The organism is Arthrobacter hankyongi, assembly GCF_022012395.1.
In the GTDB taxonomy this organism is placed as follows: domain Bacteria; phylum Actinomycetota; class Actinomycetes; order Actinomycetales; family Micrococcaceae; genus Crystallibacter; species Crystallibacter hankyongi.
Genome location: NZ_JAKLTQ010000022.1, coordinates 63264 through 88543, shown reverse-complemented (window position 1 = coordinate 88543; position 25280 = coordinate 63264). Strand labels below are relative to the sequence as shown.

General features: G+C 70.4%; 26 protein-coding genes. 9 read left to right on the top strand and 17 right to left on the bottom strand.

The features are described 5' to 3' along the window. Window positions 1-20: 20 nt before the first annotated feature. The gene (locus tag LVY72_RS20590) at window positions 21-1400 is read right to left on the bottom strand and encodes an MFS transporter (RefSeq protein WP_237826016.1); all 1380 of its coding nucleotides are present in this window, start codon (window positions 1398-1400) and stop codon (window positions 21-23) included. Window positions 1401-1541: 141 nt separating this feature from the next. Here LVY72_RS20590 and LVY72_RS20585 point away from each other — a divergent pair, with 141 nt between their 5' ends. Continuing rightward, window positions 1542-2501: a LysR family transcriptional regulator gene (locus LVY72_RS20585; protein WP_237826015.1), complete on the top strand. Its 960-nt coding sequence runs from the start codon at window positions 1542-1544 to the stop codon at window positions 2499-2501. A gap of 282 nt (window positions 2502-2783) precedes the next feature. On the opposite strand, the gene LVY72_RS20580 is transcribed toward LVY72_RS20585, so the two are convergent. The 3 genes from LVY72_RS20580 to LVY72_RS20570 form a co-directional block, all read right to left on the bottom strand. Further along, the gene (locus tag LVY72_RS20580) at window positions 2784-3626 is read right to left on the bottom strand and encodes a spermidine synthase (RefSeq protein WP_237826014.1); all 843 of its coding nucleotides are present in this window, start codon (window positions 3624-3626) and stop codon (window positions 2784-2786) included. Window positions 3627-3633: 7 nt separating this feature from the next. Beyond that, window positions 3634-4317, bottom strand: coding sequence for an O-methyltransferase (locus tag LVY72_RS20575; protein ID WP_237826031.1), 684 nt, complete (start codon window positions 4315-4317; stop codon window positions 3634-3636). Window positions 4318-4387: 70 nt separating this feature from the next. Continuing rightward, window positions 4388-4723 (bottom strand): thiamine-binding protein, encoded by a 336-nt coding sequence (locus tag LVY72_RS20570; protein ID WP_237826012.1) that lies wholly within the window; start codon window positions 4721-4723, stop codon window positions 4388-4390. A 131-nt stretch (window positions 4724-4854) separates the two neighbouring features. Here LVY72_RS20570 and LVY72_RS20565 point away from each other — a divergent pair, with 131 nt between their 5' ends. Both LVY72_RS20565 and LVY72_RS20560 read left to right on the top strand, forming a co-directional pair. Further along, window positions 4855-6003 (top strand): hypothetical protein, encoded by a 1149-nt coding sequence (locus LVY72_RS20565; protein ID WP_237826010.1) that lies wholly within the window; start codon window positions 4855-4857, stop codon window positions 6001-6003. A 481-nt stretch (window positions 6004-6484) separates the two neighbouring features. Continuing rightward, complete coding sequence (locus tag LVY72_RS20560; RefSeq protein WP_237826009.1) at window positions 6485-7054, top strand: HdeD family acid-resistance protein; 570 nt, start codon at window positions 6485-6487, stop codon at window positions 7052-7054. Here LVY72_RS20560 and LVY72_RS20555 read toward each other — a convergent pair. After that, window positions 7051-7317 carry a DUF1876 domain-containing protein gene (locus tag LVY72_RS20555; protein ID WP_237826006.1) on the bottom strand — a complete coding sequence of 89 codons (267 nt, stop codon included), beginning with the start codon at window positions 7315-7317 and terminating at the stop codon, window positions 7051-7053. The genes LVY72_RS20560 and LVY72_RS20555 overlap by 4 nt on opposite strands. 52 nt (window positions 7318-7369) lie before the next feature. After that, window positions 7370-8284: an NUDIX hydrolase gene (locus LVY72_RS20550; protein WP_237826004.1), complete on the bottom strand. Its 915-nt coding sequence runs from the start codon at window positions 8282-8284 to the stop codon at window positions 7370-7372. Between the two features lie 73 nt (window positions 8285-8357). On the opposite strand from LVY72_RS20550, the gene LVY72_RS20545 reads away from it, so the two are divergent. After that, complete coding sequence (locus LVY72_RS20545) at window positions 8358-9155, top strand: dioxygenase family protein (RefSeq protein ID WP_237826003.1); 798 nt, start codon at window positions 8358-8360, stop codon at window positions 9153-9155. Window positions 9156-9171: 16 nt separating this feature from the next. On the opposite strand, the gene LVY72_RS20540 is transcribed toward LVY72_RS20545, so the two are convergent. Together LVY72_RS20540 and LVY72_RS20535 are read right to left on the bottom strand one after the other, a co-directional pair. Continuing rightward, window positions 9172-9483, bottom strand: a complete 312-nt coding sequence (locus LVY72_RS20540; protein WP_237826002.1) for an AzlD domain-containing protein — start codon at window positions 9481-9483, stop codon at window positions 9172-9174. Next, window positions 9480-10274, bottom strand: coding sequence for an AzlC family ABC transporter permease (locus LVY72_RS20535; protein ID WP_237826001.1), 795 nt, complete (start codon window positions 10272-10274; stop codon window positions 9480-9482). The genes LVY72_RS20540 and LVY72_RS20535 overlap by 4 nt, the downstream gene beginning before the upstream one ends. 192 nt (window positions 10275-10466) lie before the next feature. Between LVY72_RS20535 and LVY72_RS20530 the strand changes: the two genes are divergently transcribed. Next, the gene (locus tag LVY72_RS20530; protein WP_237825999.1) at window positions 10467-11417 is read left to right on the top strand and encodes a zinc-binding dehydrogenase; all 951 of its coding nucleotides are present in this window, start codon (window positions 10467-10469) and stop codon (window positions 11415-11417) included. An 83-nt stretch (window positions 11418-11500) separates the two neighbouring features. Here the strand turns inward: LVY72_RS20530 and LVY72_RS20525 are convergent, their stop codons facing one another. The 3 genes from LVY72_RS20525 to LVY72_RS20515 all read right to left on the bottom strand — a co-directional run bounded on the left by LVY72_RS20525 (window position 11501) and on the right by LVY72_RS20515 (window position 15416). Then, entirely contained in the window at window positions 11501-11740 is a 240-nt protein-coding gene (locus LVY72_RS20525) for a hypothetical protein (protein ID WP_237825997.1), read from the bottom strand. Window positions 11741-11915: 175 nt separating this feature from the next. Beyond that, window positions 11916-14042: a glycoside hydrolase family 15 protein gene (locus tag LVY72_RS20520; RefSeq protein ID WP_237825995.1), complete on the bottom strand. Its 2127-nt coding sequence runs from the start codon at window positions 14040-14042 to the stop codon at window positions 11916-11918. Window positions 14043-14540: 498 nt separating this feature from the next. Further along, a complete protein-coding gene (locus tag LVY72_RS20515; RefSeq protein ID WP_237826030.1) occupies window positions 14541-15416 on the bottom strand; it encodes a glycerophosphodiester phosphodiesterase in 876 nt (291 codons plus the stop codon). A gap of 167 nt (window positions 15417-15583) precedes the next feature. Between LVY72_RS20515 and LVY72_RS20510 the strand changes: the two genes are divergently transcribed. Continuing rightward, window positions 15584-16789 carry a DUF445 domain-containing protein gene (locus LVY72_RS20510; RefSeq protein ID WP_237826029.1) on the top strand — a complete coding sequence of 402 codons (1206 nt, stop codon included), beginning with the start codon at window positions 15584-15586 and terminating at the stop codon, window positions 16787-16789. 98 nt (window positions 16790-16887) lie between these two features. Here the strand turns inward: LVY72_RS20510 and LVY72_RS20505 are convergent, their stop codons facing one another. From LVY72_RS20505 to LVY72_RS20480, 6 genes are read right to left on the bottom strand one after another with little or no spacing between them, the layout of a single operon-like run. Continuing rightward, window positions 16888-17769: a 5-oxoprolinase subunit C family protein gene (locus tag LVY72_RS20505; protein ID WP_237825994.1), complete on the bottom strand. Its 882-nt coding sequence runs from the start codon at window positions 17767-17769 to the stop codon at window positions 16888-16890. Beyond that, the gene (locus tag LVY72_RS20500; RefSeq protein ID WP_237825992.1) at window positions 17766-18374 is read right to left on the bottom strand and encodes a 5-oxoprolinase subunit B family protein; all 609 of its coding nucleotides are present in this window, start codon (window positions 18372-18374) and stop codon (window positions 17766-17768) included. The genes LVY72_RS20505 and LVY72_RS20500 overlap by 4 nt, the downstream gene beginning before the upstream one ends. After that, the gene (locus tag LVY72_RS20495) at window positions 18371-19102 is read right to left on the bottom strand and encodes a LamB/YcsF family protein (RefSeq protein ID WP_237825988.1); all 732 of its coding nucleotides are present in this window, start codon (window positions 19100-19102) and stop codon (window positions 18371-18373) included. The genes LVY72_RS20500 and LVY72_RS20495 overlap by 4 nt, the downstream gene beginning before the upstream one ends. Further along, a complete protein-coding gene (locus tag LVY72_RS20490; RefSeq protein WP_237825987.1) occupies window positions 19092-20048 on the bottom strand; it encodes a hypothetical protein in 957 nt (318 codons plus the stop codon). Before LVY72_RS20490 ends, LVY72_RS20495 begins: the two co-directional genes overlap by 11 nt. A gap of 14 nt (window positions 20049-20062) precedes the next feature. Beyond that, window positions 20063-20695: an alpha/beta hydrolase gene (locus LVY72_RS20485; protein ID WP_237825986.1), complete on the bottom strand. Its 633-nt coding sequence runs from the start codon at window positions 20693-20695 to the stop codon at window positions 20063-20065. After that, a complete protein-coding gene (locus LVY72_RS20480; RefSeq protein WP_237825985.1) occupies window positions 20695-21123 on the bottom strand; it encodes a hypothetical protein in 429 nt (142 codons plus the stop codon). Before LVY72_RS20480 ends, LVY72_RS20485 begins: the two co-directional genes overlap by 1 nt. A 269-nt stretch (window positions 21124-21392) precedes the next feature. Here LVY72_RS20480 and LVY72_RS20475 point away from each other — a divergent pair, with 269 nt between their 5' ends. Genes LVY72_RS20475 through LVY72_RS20465 form a run of 3 tightly spaced genes read left to right on the top strand, consistent with a single transcriptional unit; the run spans window position 21393 to window position 25266 of the window. Continuing rightward, window positions 21393-22178, top strand: coding sequence for a DeoR/GlpR family DNA-binding transcription regulator (locus LVY72_RS20475; RefSeq protein ID WP_237826028.1), 786 nt, complete (start codon window positions 21393-21395; stop codon window positions 22176-22178). Continuing rightward, complete coding sequence (locus tag LVY72_RS20470; protein WP_237825983.1) at window positions 22175-23131, top strand: 1-phosphofructokinase family hexose kinase; 957 nt, start codon at window positions 22175-22177, stop codon at window positions 23129-23131. Before LVY72_RS20475 ends, LVY72_RS20470 begins: the two co-directional genes overlap by 4 nt. Before the next feature lie 35 nt (window positions 23132-23166). Continuing rightward, a complete protein-coding gene (locus LVY72_RS20465; RefSeq protein WP_237825982.1) occupies window positions 23167-25266 on the top strand; it encodes a PTS fructose transporter subunit IIABC in 2100 nt (699 codons plus the stop codon). Window positions 25267-25280 lie beyond the last annotated feature (14 nt).

Below are 25280 nucleotides of genomic sequence, written 5' to 3'. Positions count from 1 at the left end.
GCTGCGGACGTGTCCGGCCGCTAGTCGACCAGTGCGCGCGGGCTGCCGGCCGCCGCATCCAGCCGGTCCAGCTCGCGCAGCGAACTGCCCTTGGTCTCCCGGGCGAAGTACACCGCCACCATGGTGACCAGCGCGGCAGCCGCGATGTAGAGGGCCACCGGCAGCCAGTGGCCGAAGTCCTTCAGCAGCGTGGCGGCGATGATCGGCGCCAGCGATCCGGCGAAAATCGAGGTCACCTGGTAGCCCAGCGACACCCCGGAGTAGCGCATCCGGGTAGGGAACATCTCCGCCATGATCGCCGGCTGGCCCGCGTACATCAGTCCGTGGATGGCCAGGCCCAGCATCACCGCGGCCAGGATGATGACCGGGTTCCGGGTGTCGAACATCGGGAAGGCCACGAAGGCCCAGACCGCGGCCAGCACGGCACCGGCCATGTAGACGGGCCGCCGGCCGAACCGGTCCGAGAGGCTGCCGTAGAACGGGATCACCCCGAAGTGGAACGCATGGGCGAGGATCAGCAGCCCGAGCAGCGTGGTCACATCGAAGTCGTGCACCGTCTTCAGGTATGTGATGGAGAACGTCACCACCACGTAGTAGAGGATGTTCTCCGCCACCCGCAGGCCCATCGCGGTGAACACGCCCCGCGGATAGCGGCGGAAGACCTCCAGCACGCCGTAGGCGGAGTCCTTGGCCTCCTCGGCCTGCCGGCGGGCCTCCAGGAAGATCGGCGCTTCGGAGACCCTGGTGCGGATGTAGTAGCCGACGATGACGATCACGGCCGAGAGCCAGAAGGCCACCCGCCAGCCCCAGGCCAGGAACGCCTCGTCGCTGAGGACACCGGACATGACCCAGAGCACGATGGTGGCCAGCATGTTGCCGGCCGGCACGCCGGCCTGCGGCCAGGAGGCCCAGAAGCCGCGCTTGGCGTCCGGACTGTGCTCGGCGACCAGCAGCACGGCCCCGCCCCATTCGCCGCCGATCGCGAAGCCTTGGATGAAACGCAGGGTCACCAGCAGGAACGGCGCCCAGTAGCCGATGGAGTCGAAGCCGGGCAGGCAGCCCATCAGGAAGGTCGCCGCACCGATCAGGACGATGCTCAGCTGCAGCAGCTTCTTGCGGCCCACCTTGTCGCCGAAGTGGCCGAAGACGATCCCGCCCAGCGGCCGGGCCACGAAGCCGACGGCGTAGGTGACGAAGGCGGCAATGATCGCGTCCAGTTCGGAGCCGCTCTCCGGGAAGAACATGGCGCCGAAGACCAGCGTGGCGGCGGTGGCGTACAGGAAGAACTCGTACCACTCGACCACGGTGCCTGCCATCGAGGCGGCGACCACGCGGCGCAGGGCCGACGGCGGCGATTCGTGGGTGGATCCGGGCACGTGGCCGGGAGTGGCTGCGCTCATGGTGCTCCTTCGTTTTCGGTGGCTTTTGTGCGTTGATGCCGTGTGGCTGAAATCACAAACCTTGCTGACTACCGAGTATGTTCGCTCCGGGCGGGTGCATCAATGGCGAAGAACGCAGGGCTGACCTGCAAAAATGCAGATATGAGCCTCGAATCCGTCCCGAACCCGGAGGACCTGCTGGTCCTGCTCGCGGTCTCGCGCACCGGCCGTTTCAGTTCCGCCGCCGAGGATCTGGGCCTGAACCACACCACCGTCTCCCGCCGCATCGGCACGCTGGAGAAGGTCCTCGGCGGGCACGTGCTCGCCCGCACCAGCGGCGGCTGGGAACTGACCGAGCTGGGGCACAAGGCCGTGGCCGCAGCCGAACGCGTCGAGGAGGCGGTGGGCGCCCTGACCCGGGACTCCGCGGCGGCGGCGCAGCTGGCCGGCACCGTCAGGATGTCCGCCACGGACGGCTTCAGCGCCTACATCGCCGCCCCCGCGGTCGCCCGGCTGCAGCGGGCGAACCCCCGGCTCGCCGTCGAAATCGTCACCACCGCCCGTCCCGCCTCCCGCCACCGGTCCGGCCTCGACTTCGAGGTGGTGGTGGGCCGGCCCCAGGTCCACCGGGCGCAGGCCGTCCGGCTGGGCCACTACGTCCTGGGGCTGTACGGCTCGCAGAGCTACCTGGCCGACCACGGCACCCCGGCCACGATCAAGGCGGCACTGGCCCACCCCCTGGTGTACTTCATCGATTCGATGCTCCAGGTGGACGATCTGGACGCCCCGCGGCGGCTGCTGCCCGGGATGGCCACCGCGGTCGGCTCCACCAACGTCTTCGTCCACGTCGAGGCAACCCGGGCCGGCGTCGGCCTCGGCCTGCTGCCCTGCTTCATGGCGGACCGGCACGAGGACCTGGTCCGGCTCTTCCCGGCCGAACTGGCCGAAAAGCTGGCCTACTGGCTGGTGGCCCGGCCGGACTCGCTCCGGCAGCCCTCGGTGGCGGCGGTGGTGGACGCACTGCGGCGCGGGACCCGCGAGATGGAGCCTTGGCTGCTGGGCAGTCCGCCCTCGGAAGAGGGTGAAAGGATTAAAAACCGAGATGCCGGGCACTGGGCCTAACTTGGGGGGATTAGGCTGGCAGCACCCGGCATCCGGCGCCGGACCGGGTCCGGCTGAGCAGCCCGCGATTGCTCCAGCCACCATCCAAAGTGTTGAAGCTCGTTGTTCGCCGGACTGCCTCCGCAGCTATGCCGTGAACGGCACCGCCGCGGGCCTATACAGCCGCTGATCGGCTGTTCGCTCTAAATCATACAAAGAAACTACCCGCGAGTCACAAGCTGGGTTGCCGGTAGGAAAACATCCGTAGCACAACCCTCATCCGCCGCTGACCTGCGCAAACCGTCAGCCGGCGCTGTCCTGCAGGATCCGCGCCCCGCCGGCGAACTTGGCGGCCGCCTCCGGGTCCAGCAGCCGGGCCGGGACGGCACCGCCCAGCAGCGTCCGGGCCAGCTGCGGGTCCTCCCCCAGCGGCTGGTCGGAGCCGGCGATCACCACATTGCCGAAGCGCCGGCCCTTAAGCATCGGCGGGTCGGCAATGACCGCCACCTGCCCGAACACCTCGCCGATGGTGGCCACCTCCCGCCGGGCCAGCTCCAGCCGGGGCGAGTCCCCGCAGTTGACCAGGTAGATCCCGCCGGGGGCGAGCACCCGCCGCGCGGCACGGGTGAATTCGAGGGTGGTCAGCGGCTGCGGGGTGCTGCTGCCGGCAAACACGTCGCGGATGACCAGGTTCCGGCTGCCCTCGGTGAGCGATTCGGTCACCGCCCTGGCTTCGCCCACCCGGATCCGCACCAGCGGGGCCCGCGGGATGTCGAACCAGCCGCGCACCAGTTCGGCCAGCTTCGCATCGATTTCGATGACGACCTGCCGCGCCTGCGGATACCGGGCGGCGAAGTAGCGGGCCAGCGAGCAGGCCCCGCCGCCCAGGTGCAGCACCCGCAGGGACTCATCCCGGTCCACCGGCCAGCGGGATTCGACCAGTGCCGCCATCCAGCGCATGTACTCGAAGTCCAGTGTCAGCGGCTCGCCCACCACCACATGCGAGGACTGCACCCCGTTGATCTTCAGCAGCCAGGCCCCGGGGAAGTCCTGGTCCCGGACCAGCTCGGCCGTGCCCGAGGAAATAGGGTAGACCCCTTCGGCCGGACCGGCCGGCTCGCCGGCTCCGGCTCCCCGCCGTCCCACCGGCAGCCTATTTGACCACGGCGATGGCGAAACCGTCCCAGCCTTTGGCCCCCACGGTCTGCACCGCCGTCGCATCCAGCCGGCGGTCCGCGCCAAGCAGCGCGAGCGCATCGCGGGTACCGCGCACCGCGGCGGCTTCCGGGTCGGCGTCGGGCAGGTCCGCCTGCAGGACGGCGCCGCCGCGGACCACGTTGTCCACGATGATCACCGTGCCCCGCCGCGACAGCTTCAGGGCCCATTCGACGTAGTTCCTGTTGTTTTCCTTGTCCGCGTCGATGAAGACCAGGTCGAACGGGCCGGCCTCCTCGGCCGCCAGCCGCGGCAGCGTCTCCAGCGCCGGCCCCACCCGGACACTGACCCGGTCCGCGACCCCGGCGCGGGCCAGGTTTTCCCGGGCCACGTCGGCATGGTGCGGCTCGTACTCGCAGGTTACGACCTCGCCGTCCTCGGGCAGCGCCCGGGCCAGCCAGGTGGTGCTGTAGCCGCCGAGGGTGCCGATCTCCAGCACCTTGCGGGCGCCAACCAGCCGGGCCAGCAGCATCAGCAGCTTGCCCTGCGCCGCGGACACCTCGATGCCCGGCAGCCCGGCCGCGTGCGCGGCCCGCCGGCCCTCGGCCAGCGCAGTGTCCTCGCCCACCAGGGTCGCGGCCAGGTACTGGTCCACCGCGCTCCAGGACCGCCGGCCGGACAGCTGCTCGTAGCTCGCGCCGTCGTACGCCCCGCCGGCGGACAGGCTCTCGTCCGGTCCGCTGCCGCTGTCCTCAGGCACCGGCACGGCGGGCGTCCTTCAGGGCCGATTCGAGCCGGTTCACCTTGCCGTCGAGCTCGCCGTAGTAGCCCGGGCGGATGTCCGCCTTGAGCACCAGCGAGACCCGGGAGCCGTACCGGCCGACGGCCTCGGTGGCCCGCTTGACCACGTCCATGACCTCATCCCATTCGCCTTCGATCTCGGTGAACATCGAGCTGGTCCGGTTCGGCAGCCCGGATTCGCGCACCACCTTCACGGCGGCCGCGACGGCGTCGTGCACCGAGGCGTCATGGGGTGCAGGGCCAGTGATGGGGACGCCGGAGGGCGCGACCGAGAACGCAACAAGCATGGCTTCAGTCTGGCACAGCCGCGGGCCGGGACAACAGGGGACCCGCCGCGCCCTGTTCCGGGCACAGGCGCCGGCTTCGGGTGGCATGTTGCCGCCGGGTTTGGCGCCCGCTCCTCTGCAAGAATGGGGCCATGGACCTCGCCCAGCAATTCGATCTCGTGTGCGAAGCCAAGGCCGGCTTGGTGGACTTCGCCGAGAGCCCGGGATTCGAGCGTCTATATCGGCGGCTGTTCGAGAGGGGACTGGAAAACGGCAGTCCGGAAATGGCCCGGATCGACGCCCTGGAGTCCATGATCTTCGAGCGCCAGGAGACGGGGCGCAGGACGCTTCTGGAGCGGTACCTCGCCGTCATGCCCGGCCTGCCCCCGGAAGAGCGCACGCTCCTCGAGGACTGGCGCGACCGCCATGTCCTTGGCGTTTTCGAAACCCTGTCCCGTACCGCCGACAAGATGGTCCTGCGGAACCTGCAGGACGAACTCGACTACACCGTCTACTCCACCATGGGAGCGGAAGCGATCAAGGGCATGCGCAAGGGCGGCTTCATCTTCACCCGGATCGTTCCGGTCGGCGGCGTGTGGACCCTCAGCGGCACCAGCCGGCTCTTCGCACCGGAGGAGCGGAAGGCCGCGGGCAGGCTGCTCGCCGAGGTGTGCTACGCCTACCCCGCCGGAGCATTCCGCAACCCTGCCAAGCTCGAACAGGCACGCCGGATGACCGCCGACTACCACCGCATCTTCGTGTCCCTGTTCGGCGGTCCCGTCATCACCGGAACCGGACGGGAAACACAGGAGCGGTTCAATCGGTTCCTGGCGGCCTGCACAGCCGAGGCACTGGCCAAACTCCCCGGCAAAGGCGGCAAGATGCCGGTGCCGGCCACGGTGGAGTTGCCCGAGGAAATCCTGCACCATGATGACGTGGCGTTCCGGCACCATCCGGTCCGAGGCACCAGCATCCTCCGGAACTACTCAGCCGCAGCTGCGGCCCACGCCCGACCGCCGGCAACACCCGACGACGGCGTGGCCGCCGTGCGGCACTATCTGGAGGACCCGGGCGTCAGCGGGGATGTGCTCCGCGAGCTCGCCGCGGCGCATCCGGACACCGTCGATGCTCTATACCGGCTGGTGCTTGAGGATCCTGACTTCATCTGGGAACGAGACGGGGAGGAGATGCTGCGCCGGCACAAACCCGCGAACCTGTGGGAACCCGACATGCCCGACATCACCATCCTGCCCGGGCTTGCCGAGGAGTTTGCCCATGAAGCGGGGCGGACAGGGCACTAACCGGCCTTGGCCGACTCGTTGAAGCAGGTCAGCGGGTCCACTATTATCTTGTCCACCCCTGATTCATGTCTGCCGATCACCTTCATCTCGGGGACGAAGACAGTCATTCCCGTGTAGCCGGCGGCCAGCAACGGTTCAAGAACTGTCCCCGGCATCCGATCCGGCCGGCACGGTCAGAATTCAATGGAGAATGTTTGGGAACATGAAACTCAAGCCCCTGCTGGTCCTTGCTGCCGCATTGTCACTCGCCGGATGTGCGGGAACGGCCAGCCCGGCTTCAAGGACAAGATGACCTACGTCTTCATGACCCCAAGGACGCCGAACTGACCGGCGTCGTCTTCCGAGACAGCAACAATGAGGACTACAACGACTACACCGGAATCCGTTTCCACAAAACCCTGAAGTAGGACCTCGCCAACCCTTCACCGTTGCGGTTGCCGAGCCTAGACTGGCGCTGAAAACCGCAACGGACGGGGACGCCATGCTGGAAGTCGTGTACGTCAGGCCCACCAAGGGCTCCGGGGCCGCGCTGATCATCCGCGGCATCCTGGCCATCCTCTTCGGCATCGCGGTCATCGTCTGGCCGCAGGCCTCGGTGCTGGTGCTGGTGGTGCTTTTCGGGATCTTCGCCATCGCCGACGGCATCACTGCCATTGTCCACTGGGCCACCCAGCGCCGGGCCTGGGACGGCCGGCGCTACTCGGGCTGGGTGCTGGCCGGCGGCATCATTTCGGTGCTGGCCGGCATCGTGGCGCTGGTCTGGCCAGACCGCACGGCGCTGGCCGTCAGTTTCATCATCGGCCTCTGGGCACTGCTGCTGGGCCTGACGCAGATCGTGCTGGCCATCGCGGCGCGCAAGGTGGTGCTGGGCTGGTGGCTCGGGCTGGTGGGCGGCATCTTGGCCGTGCTCATTGGCCTGCTGCTGACCTTCAATCCCGCAGTCGGAATCCTCGGGTTTCTGGGCTTCCTGGCCGCCTTCGCCTGGCTGTTCGGCCTGATCCTGGTGGCCGCGGGCATCCACACATGGCAGCTGGCCCGGCGCCTGGACTAAGCCTTCAGGTGCGGCGGTTTCCGGGTGATATTTTCGATGTCGGCCGCGGTGGCCTCGATCAGCTGGTGCGCCAGGTCCGCCAGGGCCCGTGCGGTTGCCAGCTCGTCGCCGATTTCCGGAACATCGGAATCCGCCGGATTCAGCCGGGCCAGCCCGACCCCTGTCAGTTTGGTCGCGGCACCGCTCTGCAGCCGTGCCTCGGACCGGGTTTGGCCTTCGTGTTCGTCGATGACGATCTCCACCGACCAGCGCTTCTCCTGCATGGTGGTCCCCTCCTCGGTTCCAGAACCAAGATCCCGCAACCCGGAGGGCCCGTCAAGGGTGCGCCAGGGCCTCCCGCAGCGCCCCGGCCCCAATGCTGCGGGCGCCGAGCGCCGCCACCCGCTCGCGCAGCGCCCGGTCGGAGGTCGCCACCGTGACCGGCGTTCCGCCTTCGCGCAGCGCGCGGACCCGTTCGACGATCTCGTCGTCGCCGGAGCCGGCGGCGCGCGCCACCTCCAGCCGCGGGGCGTCCCCGGCCAAGTCGTTCCCGGCGAGGGCCTCTTTGGCCTGCCCTTCCAGCACGACGACGGCGTGCGGCCAGGCCGTGTGCACCCCCAGCCCCAGCAGGCCGGCCGGCAGGCCGGACTCGGCGGCCGCGGCCAGCGCCCCGAGCAGCCGCCGGGCGGCGCCGGCACGGTCCCGCCACCAGCCATCCGGCCGCGCGCCGATGACGTTGGCGGCGTCGACCACCAGTGCCGGACGGCGGCCGAGCAGTGGCTTGAGCCCCGGCCAGGCCTCGGCGAACTTCGGATGCAGCGGCAGTGCCCCGACCTCCTCCACCGGCACCCAGGCCAGTTCCAGGCTTTCCGCGTCCGTGATCTGCGGCTCGAACGGACGCACGGTCCAGGCCACCGCCGTGGTGTAGGTCCAGAAGCCCAGGTCGAGCACGTGGGTCAGCAGCGGTTCGAGCGCGTCGGCGGGAACCGCGGCCTCCTCGTGCGATTCGCGCAGCGCGGCGTCGACGGCGGCCTCGCCCTGGTGCCGGGCGCCGCCGGGAATGCCCCAGGTCCCGCCGAAGTGGCTCCACGCGGCACGGTGCTGCAGCAGCACGCCGCGGGCGCGGTCCACCACCAGCAAGCCGGCCGAGCCGAACCGGCCCCACATCTTGGTGCCGTCCGGACCCAGGGCCCAGGCGTCGCCCGGATCGCGCGGGCCATTGAAGGGTGGCCGCATATCACCTACGGTCATTCCCCTAGCTTGTCATGCACTGTCAAGGAGAAACTTACTTGAAGTTTCAACCAAACGTCCCTACACTGGTGCCATGACTCAGACCACCGAACGCCCCCCGGTACTCTTCCTCAGCCACGGCGCCCCGCCGCTGGCCGACGACGCCCGCTGGACCCGCGAACTCGCGGACTGGTCCGGCACCGTCGGCAAGCCCAAGGACATCCTGATGGTGTCCGCGCACTGGGAGAACGCCCCGGTCACGCTCAGCGCCACCCAGCGGCCCACCGAACTCGTCTACGACTTCTGGGGCTTCCCGCAGCGGTACTACGACGTGCGCTACGACGCCCCGCTGGCCCCCGAACTGGCCGGCGAGGTGGCCAAGCTGGTCGGCAGCCACGGCCACCACGTCGAGCGCGACGAGGAGCGCGGCCTGGACCACGGCGCCTACGTGCCGCTGAAGGAGATGTTCCCGGAAGCGGACGTCCCGATTGTCCAGATGTCGATGCCGACGCTGGATCCGCAGGGCCTGTTCGAGCTGGGCAAGACGCTGGCCCCGCTGCGCGACCGCGGCACGCTGATTGTCGGCTCCGGCTTCACCACGCACAACCTGCGCTGGTTCAACCCCGCCGCCGGCCCGGACACCACCCCGCCGGCCGCCTCCAGCGAATTCGACCACTGGGCCGAGGAAGCGATGGCCCGCGGCGACGTGGACGCGATCCTGGACTTCCTGCACAAGGCCCCGGCGGCCCGCGAGGCGCACCCGCGCTCCGAGCACTGGGCCCCGCTCTATGTGGCGCTCGGCGCGGCCTATGCCTCCGGCGGGATCGACGCCAAGACCGCCATCGACGGCTTCTGGTTCGGCCTGTCCAAGCGGTCCTGGACGCTGACCTAATACCGGGCCCGGCCGGCTACCCCCAGCCGGCCAGCCGCAGCAGGGCCGCCGCGGCCGCGCCGGCCAGGACGACGACGAGGAACGGCGCGCGCAGCGCCAGTGCCAGCGCTGCGGCCGCGAGCGCGCCGAGCCTCGCGTCCAGCACCAACTGCTGGCCGCTGGCGAACGCATTGACCACCGTCAGCGAGGCCAGCAGCCCGATGGTCAGGGTGGCCGCAACGCGGGACATGCGCGGGTTCTTCATCCACCGCGCCGGCACCAGGTAACCGGCCAGCTTGGTCAGGTAGGCCAGCGCGCAGGCGGCCAGGATCCAGCCCCACAGGCTCACCGGCCTACCCCCGTCCCGCCGTCGGACTGCGCGTCCGGGCGCTGCCCGGGCAGCTGCATATGCTCCGCGTCGTGCACGGCATACGGTTCCGCGTACGGTTCCACATCCGGCTCCAGCCCCTGCGGCACCGGCCGGTGCGTGAACCAGCCGATCAGCCCGGCCACGGCCGCGGCGACCAGGATCGGGATCCCGCTGGGCAGCAGCGGCACGGTCAGTACGGTGGCCAGGGCGCAGACGACGGCGATGGCCGCCGGCTCCTTGCCCTTCAGCCGGGGCCAGAGCAGGCCCAGGAACGCGGCGACGGCGGCGCCGTCGAGCCCCCACTGCCTGGGGTCGCCGAGCGCATCCCCGGCCAGGGCGCCGACGGCGGTGAACAGGTTCCAGAGCACGAATACCCCCAGGCCGGCCGTCCAGAAGCCGCGGCGCTGCTCGACCGGATCCAGCTGCCCGGAGGCGGTGGCCGTGGACTCGTCGATGGTCACCTGCGCGGCCACCGGCTTCCGCCAGCCGCGCGGATCCACCATCGCGTTCATCTGCATTCCGTAGATGAAGTTGCGGATCCCCAGCAGCGCGGCGGCGCCCGCGGCGGCGGCCCCGGTTCCGCCGCCGCCGATGACACCGATGAAGGCGAACTGGGAGCCGCCGCTGAACAGCAGCAGGCTCAGCGCCATGGTCTGGGCGAAATCCAGGCCGGCGGCCACCGAGAGGGCACCGAAGGAGACGCCGTAGAGGCCGGTGGCCAGGGAAATGGACAGCCCAACCTTCACGGCCGGGGATTGGCGGGTCTTCACGGTTCAAGCCTAGGCGTCGTGCGCAGCACACAGCCCCGGGTGACCAAACTTACATGCATATGCATAAAAATTTGCCCCGGCCCGGGCTAGGGTGGAAAAGGGAAGGAGCCCCGGGCCCCGACCCCGAAACGCCGGCCAGGCAACGCAGCCGGCTGACCCCCATCGCGCTCTGGCGCGGCAAGGAGAACCGATATGAAGGCATGGCAGTTCACCAACACCCACGAGCCCCTGGTGCTCGCCGACGTCGAGGAGCCCAGCGCCGCCCCCGGCGGCGTCGTCATCGACATCAAGGCAGCAGGCCTGTGCCATTCCGACGTGGGCATGCTCGAGGATGAGGGCTGGCTGTCCACCCTGGCCAAGCGGCCGATCACCCTGGGCCATGAGGTCGCCGGGGTCATCACCGAAGTCGGCGACGGCGTGACGGACTTCCAGGTGGGCGACTGCGTCGGCTTCTGCCCCACCACCTCCGTGGGCGCGCCGGGCTACGGCTTCGACGGCGGCTTCAGCTTCAAGGCTGCCATCGGCCAGGAGGCGCTGGTGCGCATCCCGGACAACGTCTCCTTCCTGCAGGGCGCGGCCGGCACCGACGCCGGCATGACCAGCCACCACGCCGTCATCGCCAACGGCCAGGTCAAGGCCGGTGACAAGGTCGGCATCATCGGCTTCGGCGGCCTGGGCTCGATCGGCGCCCGCGTGGCCGTCCTGGCCGGCGCACAGGTCTATGTGGCCGAGGTCAACGAGAACATCTGGGAGCAGGCCAAGGAGATCGGCGCCACCGCGGTCGCCAAGTCGATCGCCGACTTCAAGGAGGTCGGCCTGGACGTAGTCGTGGACTTCGCCGGCTTCGGGACCACCACCGCCGAGGCCATCGAGACCGTCCGGCGCGGCGGCCGGGTGGTCCAGGTGGGCATGGGCCGGCTCGAGTCCACCATCAGCACGAAGGCACTGATCCTCTCCGAGGTCACCCTCGTCGGCTCGCAGGGCGGCACCAAGGAGGACGTGCAGGGCGTCTACGACTTCTTCGCCACCGGCCAGCTGAACCCGACCATCACCGAGATCAGCTTCGGCGAGATCCCGGAGGGCCTGGAGAAGCTCAAGCGCGGCGAAGTGGTCGGCCGGCTGGTCGCCAGGATCGCCGACTAGGAAGCAGCCTGAGAAATGGGCCGGAAACGCCAGCGGCGGCGCCGGACCGCAAGGTCCGGCGCCGCCGCTGTGGGCCGGCCTGGCTAGGCGACCGCTTCCTCGGTGAAACCGTAGGGAACCTCGCGGCTCAGTTCCACCGTGTAGCGGCCGGCACCCGTGCGGGTGACCAGGATGCCGCGGCTGCGCTCCACCGCCGCGAGCACCTGCAGCTCCTGCACGGCCTCGTTGAGCTTTTCATCGGCTTCGTCCGGATGTGCCGCGCGGATTTCCAGCCGGATCGGCGCCGGGGCCTGGGCCGGCCGGCGTTCTTTGACACTATGCATTGCTGACACCATTCATTCGGCTCGGGCCCGCCGAGGGGAACGGCGGACCAGGGTCGGGTCTTCACCGGTCCACTGGGGGCTGAACCGGCAATCGGCACGAGTTTGCCACTATGACGATTGATATGCACAATTATATGATTCTGGTCACAAACGTTTAACCGGCGGTTCGGGCGGATCAGACCGCTGCCTGGGCATGGCCGTTGATGGCGTCCGCCGCGCGGATGAGCGCCAGGTGCGAAAACGCCTGCGGGTAGTTTCCGGCCATCCGCCGGTTCACCGTGTCATATTCCTCGGACAGCAGCCCGAGTTCGTTGGTGTAGCCCACCAGCTGGTCCATCAGGTCCCGGGCGTCGCCGATGCGCCCGGAGCGCGCATACTGTTCGACCAGCCAGAAGGAGCAGGCCAGGAAGGGATACTCCCCGGGCGCCAGGCCGTCCACGCCGCTCTCGGTCCGGTAGCGCCGCACCAGCCCGGCCTCGTCCACCAGCTCCCGCTCCAGCCGCTCGACGGTGCCCAGCATCAGGTCGTCGTCGTACTTAATGAAGCCCACCTGCGGCAGCACCAGCAGCGAGGCGTCCACCTCGGTGCCGTCATAGGTCTGGGTAAACGAATTGATCCGGCGGTTGAAGCCGCGCGCCAGGATTTCTTCGCGCATCTGGTCCCGCAGCTCCGCCCAGTGCCGGGCCTCCCCCTCCAGCCCATGGTCCAGCACCGCCCGGACGCCGCGGTCGAAGGCCGCCCACATCATCACCCGGGAATGGGTGAAGTGCCGGGACTCTCCGCGCGTTTCCCAGATCCCGCGGTCCTTGGTCCCCAGATGCCGTTCCACGTAGCGCAGCAGGGCCTTCTGCAGCGGCCAGGAGAAGTGGTCCTCGACGCAGCCGATGTTGCGCATCTTTTCCAGCGCCACCATGACCTCGCCGACCACGTCCCCCTGGTACTGGCAGACCGCGCCGTTGCCGATCCGCACCGGCTTCGACGCCGCATAGCCGGGCAGATGCTCCAGGACACGCTCGGGCAGGTCCCGCTCGCCGGCCAGCCCGTACATGATCTGCAGGTCCTCCGGATCCCCCGCCACCGCGCGCAGCAGCCAGTTCCGCCAGTGCAGGGCCTCGGTCTCGTAGCCGTGGGTCATCATGGTTTCCAGCGTCAGCGCGGCATCGCGGAGCCAGACATAGCGGTAGTCCCAGTTCCGTTCCCCACCGAACTGCTCCGGCAGCGAGGTGGTCGGCGCCGCCACGATCCCGCCGGTGCTCTCGTGGGTCATGGCGCGCAGCACCAGCAGCGAGCGCTTGACCAGGTCGTGGTAGTCGCCCTGGTACGGGAAGCGGGAGCACCAGTCCTGCCAGAAGCGGGTGGTCTGCTCCAGCGCCCCGTCCACGTCGATCATCGCCGGCACCGGCTGGTGGGACGGGAACCAGCACAATTCAAAATCCACCGTCTGCCCGGCCGCCACGGTAAATTCGCCGCGGTGCCGCCGTTCGGCCCGGCGCGGCAGGTCCCCGCCGTGCAGCACGACGGCGTTCGGCCCGGCCATGCCCACGATCGCCTCGGCGCCGGTCTGCTCGTCGGTGCTGCGGAAGACCCAGGGCACCACGTCCCCGTAGTGGAAGCGCAGGATCAGTTCCTGCTGCATGTCCACGGTGCCCGAGAGGCCCTGGACACGGCGGACCAGCGAGGCCCGCCGGTCCCCGGCGGGCATGAAGTCGGTCACCAGCGCCTCGCCGGTCGCCGTCCGCCAGCGCGTCCGCAGGACGAAGGTGGAGGGCACGTAGGCGCGTTCGACGACGGCGGGCTGCCCGGGCCCCGGGACCTGGCTGCTGCGGGCCCGGCCCAGCGCCTCCCCGCCCAGCGAGTACTCCGGCGCGGCCAGTGTGCCGGGAACCTCGGCATAGTAGTCTTCCTCGGCGTCTGCATCGGCGCCGTTGCCCGGGTAGGGAAGGTCCACCGCGCGGTCCGCGACGTGCCGGCCGTTGCCCGCCGCAGGCTGGGCTGCCGCAGGCCGGGCTGCCGCGGCGGCGGCATCCGGCGCCGCGGTGCGGTCACCGCCTTCGGCCACCCGGGTGGGGTCGTTCGTGCCGGCCGCTTCCGGGCCGGCGCCCATCGGGGCAGGGCTTTGAGGTTCGGCGGCCGCGGGGGCCAGCAGCCAGCGGCCGTGGCCCGGCTCGCCCAGCAGCGCCGCGAAGACGGAGGCGGAATCGAACCGCGGAAAGCAAAGCCAGTCCATGCTGCCCGAGCGCGAAATCAGCGCGCCGGTGTGCAGATCGGAAATAAGGCCGTAATCCTCGATCGGCGACGCCATGCTCCAACTGAATCACAGCAGGCTTATTATTTCCATGCTCTTGATTCCGGGCTCCGGCTCCCCGCCGTTCCGCGGGACGGAAGCGGCCGGTCAGTCGGTTTCCGGGCCCGCGCAGCGGCGGCAGCCGCTGTGGCCGGGGCCGGTGCAGCTGTCCGGGCCGGCGGCGAAGCCAGCCATCCAGGCTTGTTGGAAGGACCGTTCCTCGTGGGGCGTGTGCATGATGCCTGCTACCTTTTCCTGTTCCGCCAAAGTCTTGCCGGGCGCCGGAAGGTGCGGCGGTGCCGGCGCAGGATCTGCTGCGGCGGCACCGCCGGGTCCGGCAGCCCGAAGGGGCAAGAGTGCTCCGGATCTCCCGGACCCTGCACTTCCTGAAGCAGAAGGCCGCGGCAGCGGTCCGGCTCTGCGGCCCTCCGCATTCAGGCTATAAAGGGCGCTCCGCGGTGTCTGTGTGCAGCCGCACAGCACCTACCGGAAATTGCTGTGCAGAAGGCAAGCGGCCTACAGTCCCGCGGCGGCGGCCTGCTCCAGCTGCGCGCGCACCTGCGCCGGTCGGTTCGTGGTGATTTCCTGGATGCCCAGCCTGCGGCACAGTTCCACGTCGGCGGGGCTGTCCACGGTCCACACGCGCAGGCGGAGCCCGCTCCGCAGCCAGTGCTCCACCAGCCGGCGGTTGTCCCGGACGTAGCCGATGCCCGGCCCGGCCAGCTCCACCCGGTGCTGCTCCACCAGCTGCTCGCCCTCGCTCAGGGCACGGCGCAGCACGGAGGCCACCGCACCGGCGGCCAGGCTCCCCAGGAACAGGCCCGATGCGACGTTCTTGGCATCCACCTCGTCCAGCAGCTGGCACAGGTGGGCGGCCGGCACGTGGGCGGCCAGGCGTTTCACCGCCCCCGGGTGGAAGCTCATGAAGCTGATGGTGATGGACCCCAGGCTGGAGGTCCGCCGGTCCCATCCCCGGGCCTCGAGGTACCTCAGCAGCTCAGCCTCGAGCCGGCCGCCGAACGGGCTGGGATGCTTGAGGTCCAGGGCCAGCTCCATCGGCCGTCCCGCGGCGCGGAGGATCCGGATCAGCTCATCCAGGGTGACCAGCTGGTCGGCGCTGCCGCCGTACTCCGGGGGAAGGCGGACGCCGCGCCAGGACGAGACATCCAGGCGCAGCAGTTCCTCCAGCGTATGGTCGGCAAGGTCGCCGGTGCCTGTGGAAGTGCGGTCGAGTGTGAAATCGTGGAAGCACACGAGCTGAAGGTCTTTGGTCAGGTGGATGTCGCACTCGACGCCGTCCGCGCCGTCGGCGATAGCCTGCAGGAAGGCTGCACGCGTGTTTTCAGCGTATTGTTCGCTGGCGCCGCGGTGGGCGAAGACCTTGTGCTTCATGATGTTCACGGTACGTGAACCAATTACCGGACCGAAGCGTCCGGCTGCGGAGAGGTGAACTTGCATTGACACTTCGGGATACTGACCGGCCGGAGCCGGGCAGCCTGGCGCCGGCGGCCGCCAGGCTGGCGCTCAGCGATGCCGAGCGCGCCGCCGGCCTGCGGAAAATGAAGCTGGTGGCCACCGGGCTGCTGGTGCTGCTGGCGGTGATCTTCGTGATCTCCTTCGCGCTGCAGGATACCTACCCCTGGCTGCAGTATGTCCGGGCCGCGGCCGAAGGCGGCATGGTCGGCGCGCTGGCGGACTGGTTCGCGGTGACCGCGCTGTTCAAGCACCCGATGGGGATGAAGATCCCGCACACCGCCATCATTCCGCGGCGCAAGGACCAGATCGGCGCCAGCCTTGGCCAGTTCGTGGAATCCAACTTCCTCTCCGAGGACGTGGTCCAGGCCAAGATCCGCAGCCTGGGCGTTTCCCGCCGCGCCGGCAACTGGCTGGCCCGGCAGGAAAACGCGGACCGGGTGGCCCGCGAAGGCGCTGCGGCCATCCGCGGCGCCATGCTGGTGCTCAATGACCAGGACGTCCAGGACATCATCGAGTCCATGGCCCGGCGCTACGTGCTGGATCCGCCATGGGGTCCGCCGCTGGGCCGGCTGCTCAAGCGGGTCCTCGACGACGGCCACCACCTGAAGCTGGTGGACCTGCTCGTGGACCGGGCGGCCGACTGGGTCCTGAACAATGAGGAAACCGTGATCCGGCTGGTCTCGCAGCGTTCGCCCACCTGGGTCCCGCAGATCATGGACGCGCTGATGGGCCAGAAGGTCCACCAGGAGCTGTACAAGTTCGTCCTGGCCGTCCAGTCCGACCCGAACCATGAGGTGCGCCGGCAGCTGGACAAGTACCTGCTCTCGCTGACCGAGGACATGCAGCACGACCCGGAGATGATCGCCAAGGTCGAGGCCATCAAGCACAATGCGCTGGGCGACCCCGAGGTGCAGACGCTGGCCGCCCGGACCTGGGAAACCCTCAAGACCGCACTGCTGGACGCCGTCGGCGACCCGGAGAGCCAGCTCAGCCGGGCCTTCACCACCGCCGTGCGGGACTTCGGCACCCGGCTGGCCACCGACGCCGAGCTCTCGGCAAAGGTGGACGGCTGGATCACCGAGGCCACCGGCTACCTGGTGCGCAACTACCGCTCGCAGATCGCCGGGGTAATCACCGAGACCGTGGAGCGCTGGGACGCGGAGGAGACCTCGAAGAAGATCGAGCTCCAAGTGGGCCGGGACCTGCAGTTCATCCGGATCAACGGCACCGTGGTCGGCTCGCTGGCCGGCCTGGCCATCTACACGATAGCCAACCTCCTGCTCGGCTGACCCGCCCTCCCCCTCCTTCTTCTGAAACTTGGGCGGGATAGTTGCTGTTTTGGGCGCCCATAACAGCAACTATCCCGCCCAAGTTTCAGGAAGTGGGGTCAGGAAGTGGGGTCAGGAGGTGGGGCGAGAAAGCGGACCGGCTGGCCGGGCCGGGCCTGGGCCAGCAGCGGCAGGTCGGCCGGGACCACGACGGCGGGCACCGGATAGCCACCGGTCACCGGGTGGTCGGACAGGAAGACGGTCGGCAGTCCCGAGGCCGGCACCTGGACCGCGCCGGTGATCAGGCCCTCGCTGGGCAGTTCGTCCGCGGCCGTGCGCTCCAGCGGCCGGCCCAGCAGGCGCACGCCGACCCGGTTGCTGTCCGGGCTGACGGTCCAGTCCCGGCCGGTCAGCCGCTGCCAGGTGCCGCGCGCGAACCAGTCCAGCCGCGGCCCCGGCTGCACCCGCACCACGATCCGCCCCTGCGGCGGGACGGGCGTGGGGAGCCAGCCGGTGTCCGGGTGCCCGGCGGGGCTGCCGACGGCGAGCACATCCCCGGCGCGCAGCGGTGCCGGGCCCAGGCCGGAGAGCACATCGGTGGACCGGGAGCCCATCAGCGGCTCCGCCTCGATCCCGCCGGCCACCGCCACGTAATAGCGCAGCCCCGCCCGGGCCGGGCCGATCCGCAGCCGGGCGCCGGCCGGGACCCTCACCGGCCTGCCGGCGGCGGCTTCCGCCGGCGGCAATCCGGCCGCGGCCAGCGACAGCGGCCCGCAGGCCCCGGTCACGGCCAGCAGGGCCTCGGCATCGAATTCCAGTTCGGCACCGCCCAGCAGCAGTTCCAGTCCCGCCGCGCCGGGGTCATTGCCCACCAGACGGTTGGCCAGCCGCAGTGCGCGTGTGTCCAGCGCGCCGGACGGGCTCAGCCCCACCGCGGCGCAGCCGGGCCGGCCCAGGTCCTCGATCAGCAGCTGGGTCCCCGGCTGCAGCACGGTGATCACCGCGCCTCCCGGAACCGGACCACGGCGCCGGGGCGGATCAGCGCCGGCTCCTCCCGCGCGGTGTCCCAGAGCCGCGCCTCGGTGCGCCCGATCAGCTGCCAGCCGCCCGGCGAGGCCCCCGGATAAATACCGCTGAACTCGCCGGCGAGCCCCACCGAGCCGGCCGGCACCCGGGTGCGCGGCACCTCACGGCGGGGCACCCGCAGCGGATCGCCCGGGGCGACCAGGTAGGCAAAGCCCGGGGCGAACCCGGTGAAGGCGGCGGTCCAGCGGCTTCCGGTGTGCCGGCGGACGACTTCGCGCTCGTCCACCTTGAGCAGCCGCGCGACCTCGGCCAGGTCCTCGCCCGAGTAGTCCACCTCGATGGTGATCTCCGCACCCACGGCCGCGCCGTCGTCGACCGGCGCGGCCGCCTGCAGCCAACGGCGCACTTCGGCAGCACTGACCGAGGCGTCGAAGGTGGCCAGGATGGTGCGGGCGGCCGGGACCAGGTCGACGACGCCGGGCAGCGATGCCGCCGCCAGCGGGCGGTAATGGGCCAGCACCTCGGCGAGGCTGCCGAATTCGGCCAGCAGCGCACCGTCGCCGAAGGGCAGGATCCTCACCCGAAGGACCTGATGGCGATGCCGGCGGCGGTCAGCCGCTCCCGCACCAGTGCCGCCATGCCGACGGCCCCGGGGGTGTCCCCGTGGACGCAGAGCGAGTCCACAGTGCCGCTGCGGGCGAATTCGACGGCGCGGTCCGCGATCAGGTCCAGGTCGCTAAGCACGGCGCCCGCCTCGCCGCGGGGCACCAGCGTGCCGTCCGGACGGTAGCCGCGGTCCACGAACGCCTCGCGGCGCACCGGCTGCCCCGCCTGCAGCGCCAGTTCCAGGACCGCCGAGCCGGGCAGCCCCAGGATCGGCAGCGTCGCATCGAAGCCGCGCACGGCCTCCAGCACCGCTGCGGCCTGGACGCGGTCGTGCACGATCCGGTTGTACAGCGCCCCGTGCGGCTTGACGTAGGCCACCCGTGCCCCGGCCACCCGGGCAATGCCGTCCAGCGCGGCCAGCTGGTAGAGCACGTCCGCGGCCAGCTCGGCCGGGTCTATGTCCATGGCCCGCCGGCCAAAGCCGGCCAGGTCCCGGTAGGCCACGTGCGCGCCGACGGCGACCCCGTGCTGCACCGCGCGCCGGCAGCTGGCCAGCATCGTGGCACCGTCGCCGGCGTGGTAGCCGCAGGCGATATTGGCGCTGCTGATCAGCGGGAACATCGCCGCATCGTCGCCCATGGTCCAGGAGCCGAAGGACTCGCCCAGGTCGCTGTTCAGGTCGATGGCGGCCTCAGGCGCCATCCTGACCCCCGTCCTGGGTACCGCCGGTGGAACCCGGCTTCCCGATCCGGGCCTTGTCGGCCCGCCCCAGGTCCTCCAGGGCGAGCTTCTCGATGGCGCGGCGGCGCAGCGCGGCCCGTCCCGGCAGCGGCATCATGATCCGCCCGGGCAGCTTGTACTGGACCCGGGCCATGTCCTCGACCAAGGCCATGGGCAGCACCAGCGGCGCTTCCCCGAACGCCAGCTTGGTCGAAGCGATGACGCGGCGGCCCATAACGTGGTTGCCGGCCCCGCCCACCACCGCGCCGATCCCGAACGGTATCGCCCGGCCCAGCAAGGCGGTGCCCTGCTTGGCCAGCAGCTTCTTCAGGAAGCGCTTGCGCATGCTGTCCAGCATCGATCCAACGACGCCGGAGGGCATGGTGGTGCCGACCAGGCTGCCCCAGGTCCGGCCCATCCCGCCCTTGCCGCCGGCCTGGCCGGCGAATTCCTTGATCAGCGCGCTGCCTTCCTCGCCCATGATGATGGCCATGACCATGGCCTGGGCCCGTTCGGGCTCGGCGGTCCGGATGCCGTGCAGTTCCGCCACGGACTGGGCGTACAGGGCGGTGGCCTCCAGGAAGCCGACCGTGGCCACCGCCGAGAGTCCAAGCGTGGCCAGGGTGCCGACACCCGGGGCAATGGCGAACGCCCCCACCGAGGCGCCGCCGGTGGAGACGGCGGTCAGGTAGTCCCGCTCCAGCCGGGTGGCCAGTTCGGCCGGGCCCGCCTCCGGGAACTTGCGCCGGTAGCGGTTCAGGTTGGCCAGCACCAGCGGGCGCTGGACATCCAGGGCCTTCATGATCGCGTTGGTCACCATGGGTTTGGGGTTGCCGTGCGCGTCGAACGCCGAATTGGCGGCGATCTTCACCGCGGGATTGATCTTCTTCTTGTCTTTGGCCACCGGACCTCCGAAAGCAACTGCCACCTGTCTGGTCAGGATTAAAGACTATCGCCCGTCAGGTAGCGCCGGAGGAAGATCCCGACGTCGCGGATCTCCTCCGGCCCGATCCGGTGACCCATGCCGGGGTAGGTCCGCGCCGTCAGAAGGGTATGGGCCTGGAGCCAGTCCGCCGTGTGGCGCACCGCATGGCGGTGGATGAACCCGTCGCGGACATCCCGGCCCCAGAAGAACGGCACGGCGGCGTCCGGCTCGTCTGTCCGGGCCAGTAGCTCGTGCTCGAGCACGAACCCGGACAGGCCCACGCCGGCCCGGAAGGCACGCGGGCGCAGCCGCAGCAGCGTGGTGGCCAGGGCCATGCCCTGCGAGAAGCCGAGCAGCGCCACGCCGGTGAAGCTGCCGGCCGCAAGCACCGGGTCCAGCCAGGTGAACACCCGGCCGGCGCTGTCCAGCACCTCGGCGATGTCCGGGTGCAGCAGTGGATCGAGCAGGAACCAGCCGAAGCTGCCGCCGACGTCGAAATGGCCGCGCAGCGCCACCCCGGTGACCTCCGGGGGAAGGGCGGAGAAGAGCGGCAGCAGTTTCTCCTCGGAGGACCCGTAGCCGTGCAGCATGACCAGCAGGACGGTACCGGTGCGGGACGGTTCGGGCCGGGACCAGACGGCGGCGGTCATCAGCGCGGTTTCGTGCTGCCCAGCACCGCCAGGGACAGTGCGATGCCGGCCCCGCAGATCCCGGTGGCCATGAACGGGGTGAACGGGCTGGCCGGGACCAGCAGGGTCAGGGCCATGGTCAGCGGCAGCCAGAGCAGGGCCCAGCCGAGGGTGGTGAACAGCGGGGCATACCGCTCTCCGCGCGCCATCCGGCGGACGGCCATGATGCCCAGGACCAGCACGGCCAGGCCGCCGGCGAGCGCCATCAGGGCGCCGAACAGGCCAGGCTCCAGCCAGCCGCCGGTCCGGGGCGCAGGAACGCCGCTCCGGGCGGCGCCGTAGTGGGCGGCTGTGCGGTCCGCCCCGACCGCCGCGACGCCGGCGGCCACGGCGAGCAGCAGCGTATTGAACGCCTGCAGCAGCACCAGCCGCCATTGATCCGCCCTCACGTCCGCCACTATCCCACCTGTCCCATCGACTCTCCAGATAATGCCCTTTTGGCGGCCGAAAAGAACGTTATCCGGTAAGTCGATGGGCAGGTGGGACCGGAGGGACGGGACGGGAAGCCCGGTTTTCTGCGTTTTGTTTGGTTTTGGTTGACAATCGGAAATAAACAAAGATAAAGTCATGGAACACTTTCGATGTGGCCCACCTCACACCCACCCTGCGGGGCGGGAGCGGCCACCATCCAAGCAACGGAAAACCGGAAAAGGGGAACATGTTCGCCGAAGAACGCCACCGCCAGATCGGTGAGCTTGTTGCCGCGCAGGGCCGCGTCAGCGTGGCCGAACTGGCCGGCCGCTTCGACATCACCAAGGAGACGGTCCGGCGCGACCTGGCCGCCCTCGAAAGCTACGGCACCCTGCGCCGGGTCCACGGCGGCGCCGTCGCCGCGGGCAAGGCCAGCACCTCCGAGCAGAGCCTGGGCACCCGCCAGCTGCTGCACCACGACCGCAAGCTGCGGATCGCCCGCAAGGCCCTGGAACTGGTCCCAGCCGGGGCCGCCTCGATGATCCTGGATGCCGGCACCACCACCGAGCTGCTGGCCGAGCTGCTCACCACCGAGCTGCCGGCCTCCCGCACGGAGGAGCTGCTGGTCATTACCCATGCGCTGCCCATCGCCTACAAGGTCTCGATGGGCTCGCGGCTCCAGCTCGAAACCATCGGCGGCCGCGTGCGCGGGCTCACCAGCGCGGCCATCGGGGCCCGCGCCGTGGAGCAGTTCCGCTCGCTGCGCCCGGACATCGCCTTCATCGGCGCCAACGGCATCGATGCCGGGTTCGGCCTGAGCACCCCGGATGCGCTCGAAGCCGCGGTCAAGGCCGCCATCGTCGCCGCCGCCCGCCGGGTGGTGGTGCTGGCGGACTCCTCGAAGCTGGGCGAAGAAACCCTGGTCCGGTTCGCGCCGCTCGACGACGTGGACACCCTCGTCACCGACGCCGAACCGGATCCCGAACTGGCCCGGGCCCTGGACCTGGCCGATGTGGAGGTAGTCCTCGCATGATCATCACGTTCACGGCCAATCCAAGCCTGGACCGCACGGTGGAGCTGGCCGCCCCGCTGGCCCGCGGCGGGGTGCAGCGCGCCGTCTCCGCTACCCGGCAGGCCGCCGGCAAGGGGGTGAATGTCTCGCGGGTGCTGGCCGCCTCCGGGCTGGCCACCCTGGCCGTCCTGCCCGGCGACCCGGAGGACCAGGTCACCGTCCGGCTGCGGCTGGACGGCCTGCCCCACCAGGCGGTACCGATCGGGGCGGACCTGCGCAGCAACATCACCCTCACCGAACCGGACGGCACCACCACCAAGATCAACGAGCCCGGTCCCGCCATCTCCCCCGAGCAGCAGGACCAGCTCGCCGCCGCGGTCGTGGACAAGGCCGACGGCGCCGCCTGGCTCGTGCTGGCCGGTTCCCTGCCGCCCGGTGTGCCGGCCGGTTTCTACGCCGCGCTGACGGCCCGCGTCCGCGCCGAGCTTGGCGGCCGGGCACCGCGCATCGCGGTGGACACCTCGGGAGAGCCCCTGCGGGCCCTCTTCGCCGGCGGACCGGACGCGGTACCGGATTTGCTCAAGCCCAATGCCGAGGAACTGGCCGAGCTCACCGGCCGCCACGACGAGGCAGCCCTGGAGGCGGACCCGGCGCTTGCCGCAGCCGCCGCCAAGCTGCTGCTGGACGAGGGGGCCGGCGCCGTGCTGGCCACCCTCGGGTCCAAGGGCGCCGTGCTGGCCACCCCGGCCGGGTCCTGGTTTGCCACCCACGCCCCGATCACCGCGCGCAGCACCGTCGGCGCCGGGGATTCCTCGCTCGCCGGCTACCTGCTGGCGCACAGCCGGGGCGACTCCGCTCCGGACTGCCTCCGCCAAGCGGTAGCCCACGGGGCCGCCGCCGCATCCCTGCCCGGAACCACGCTGCCCGCCCTCACCCAGACCACGCCGGACGCCGTCCTCGTCACGGCCCTCTAACCCGCTGTAAACAAAGGAAGACAAGGAAAATACCTATGTCCAGCCTCATCACCCCGGAACTCGTCACCCTGGACCGCAATTTCGGTGCCAGTCCCGCCGAGGTCATCCGGGAACTGACCCAGATCGTGGTCGACAACGGCCGCGCAAGCGAATTCGACGGCCTCTACACCGATGCCCTCGCCCGCGAGCAGAAGACCGCCACCGGCGTCCCCGGCGGCATCGCCATCCCGCACTGCCGCTCCGCGGCCGTGCTGGAACCGACCCTGGCCATGGTCCGGCTGGACCCGCCGGTCGACTTCGGCGCCAAGGACGGCCCCGCGGATCTGGTCTTTTTCATCGCCGCGCCGGCCGGTGCCGACCAGGAGCACCTGAAGCTGCTGGCCAAGCTGGCCCGCTCGCTGATCAAGAAGGACTTCACCGCCGCACTGCGCGCCGCCGGTTCCGCCGAGGAAGTCGTGGCCCTGGTCGACGGCGCACTCGCGGACAAGCCCGCCGCCGAAGCCTCGGCCGCCCCGGCGGCCGCAGCCGCCGCCCCGGCAGCCGAGGGGGCTGCCGCCGAAGCCGCCGGCGGCAAGCATGCCGCCCAGACCGCCGTCGATCCGAACCGGCCGCGTTCGCTCGTGGCCGTGACCGCCTGCCCCACCGGCATCGCCCACACCTACATGGCCGCGGACTCGCTGACCGCCGCCGCCAAGGAGGCCGGGATCGACCTGCAGGTGGAGACGCAGGGATCGGCCGGCGCCACCCCGCTGGATCCGGCGGTGATCGAGGCGGCCTCCGCCGTCATCTTCGCCGTGGACGTGGATGTGCGCGAGAAGGAGCGGTTCGCCGGCAAGCCGGTCATCCAGTCCCCGGTCAAGCGGGCCATCGACGAACCGGACGTGATGGTCCGCGAAGCCCTGGCCGCCGCGGACAATCCCAACGCCCGCCGGGTCAGTTCCACCGCGGATATCTCCGAGCACGTAGGCGCCGCGGCCGGCGAAAGCTTCGGCGGCAAGCTCAAGCGCGCCCTGCTGACCGGCGTCAGCTACATGATCCCGTTCGTCGCCGGCGGCGGCCTGCTGATCGCGCTGGGCTTCCTGCTCGGCGGATACGACATCGCCCTGAACGGCAAGGCGGACACCATCCTGGGCGCCAACACGCTGTTCAACCTGCCCGACGGCGGCCTGGGCCTCTACCTGGGCGCGGTGCTGTTCAAGATCGGCGCCCTGTCCATGGCGTTCCTGGTCCCGGCGCTGGCCGGCTACATCGCCTACGCCCTGGCGGACCGGCCGGGCATTGCCCCGGGCTTCACCGCCGGCGCCGCCGCGGTGTTCATGGGCGGCGGCTTCATCGGCGGCATGGTCGGCGGCCTGATTGCCGGCTTCTTCGCCCACTGGCTCACGACACTGCCTGCGCCGCGCTGGCTGCGCGGCCTGATGCCCGTGGTGATCATCCCGCTGCTGGCCTCGATCGTGGCCTCCGGAGCCATGTTCCTCTTCATCGGCGGGCCGATCGCGGCGCTGACCGCGGGGCTGAACGCCTGGCTCTCCGGCCTGACCGGCACGTCCGCGGTGGTCCTGGGCGTCATCCTGGGCCTGATGATGTGCTTCGACCTGGGCGGCCCGGTGAACAAGGTGGCCTACTCCTTCGCCGTCGCCGGCCTGAGCGCGGGCAGCCTCACCAACCAGGCCCCCTACCAGATCATGGCCGCAGTGATGGCCGCCGGCATGGTGCCGCCGCTGGCGATGGCCCTGGCCACCGTGCTGGACCGCCGCCGCTTCTCGCTGGCCGAACGTGAAAACGGCAAGGCCGCCTGGCTGCTCGGTGCCTCGTTCATCTCCGAGGGCGCCATCCCGTTCGCCGCGGCGGATCCGCTGCGCGTGATCCCCGCCAGCATGATCGGCGGCGCGGTGACCGGCGGGCTCTGCATGGCCGCGGGCGTCACGTCCCAGGCCCCGCACGGCGGCATCTTCGTCTTCTTCGCGATCGGCAACCTGCTGATGTTCGTGGTCTCCATCCTGGTCGGCATGGTCATCACGGCACTGGTCGTCCTCGCCCTGAAGCGCTACGCTGTCGCACGCGCCGAGCGTCCCGAAACCGCGGCCGGCACCCCGGTTGCCGCCGGCGCCGGCGGCCGCCAGCCGGCGGTCTAGCCAGCCGTTCCAGC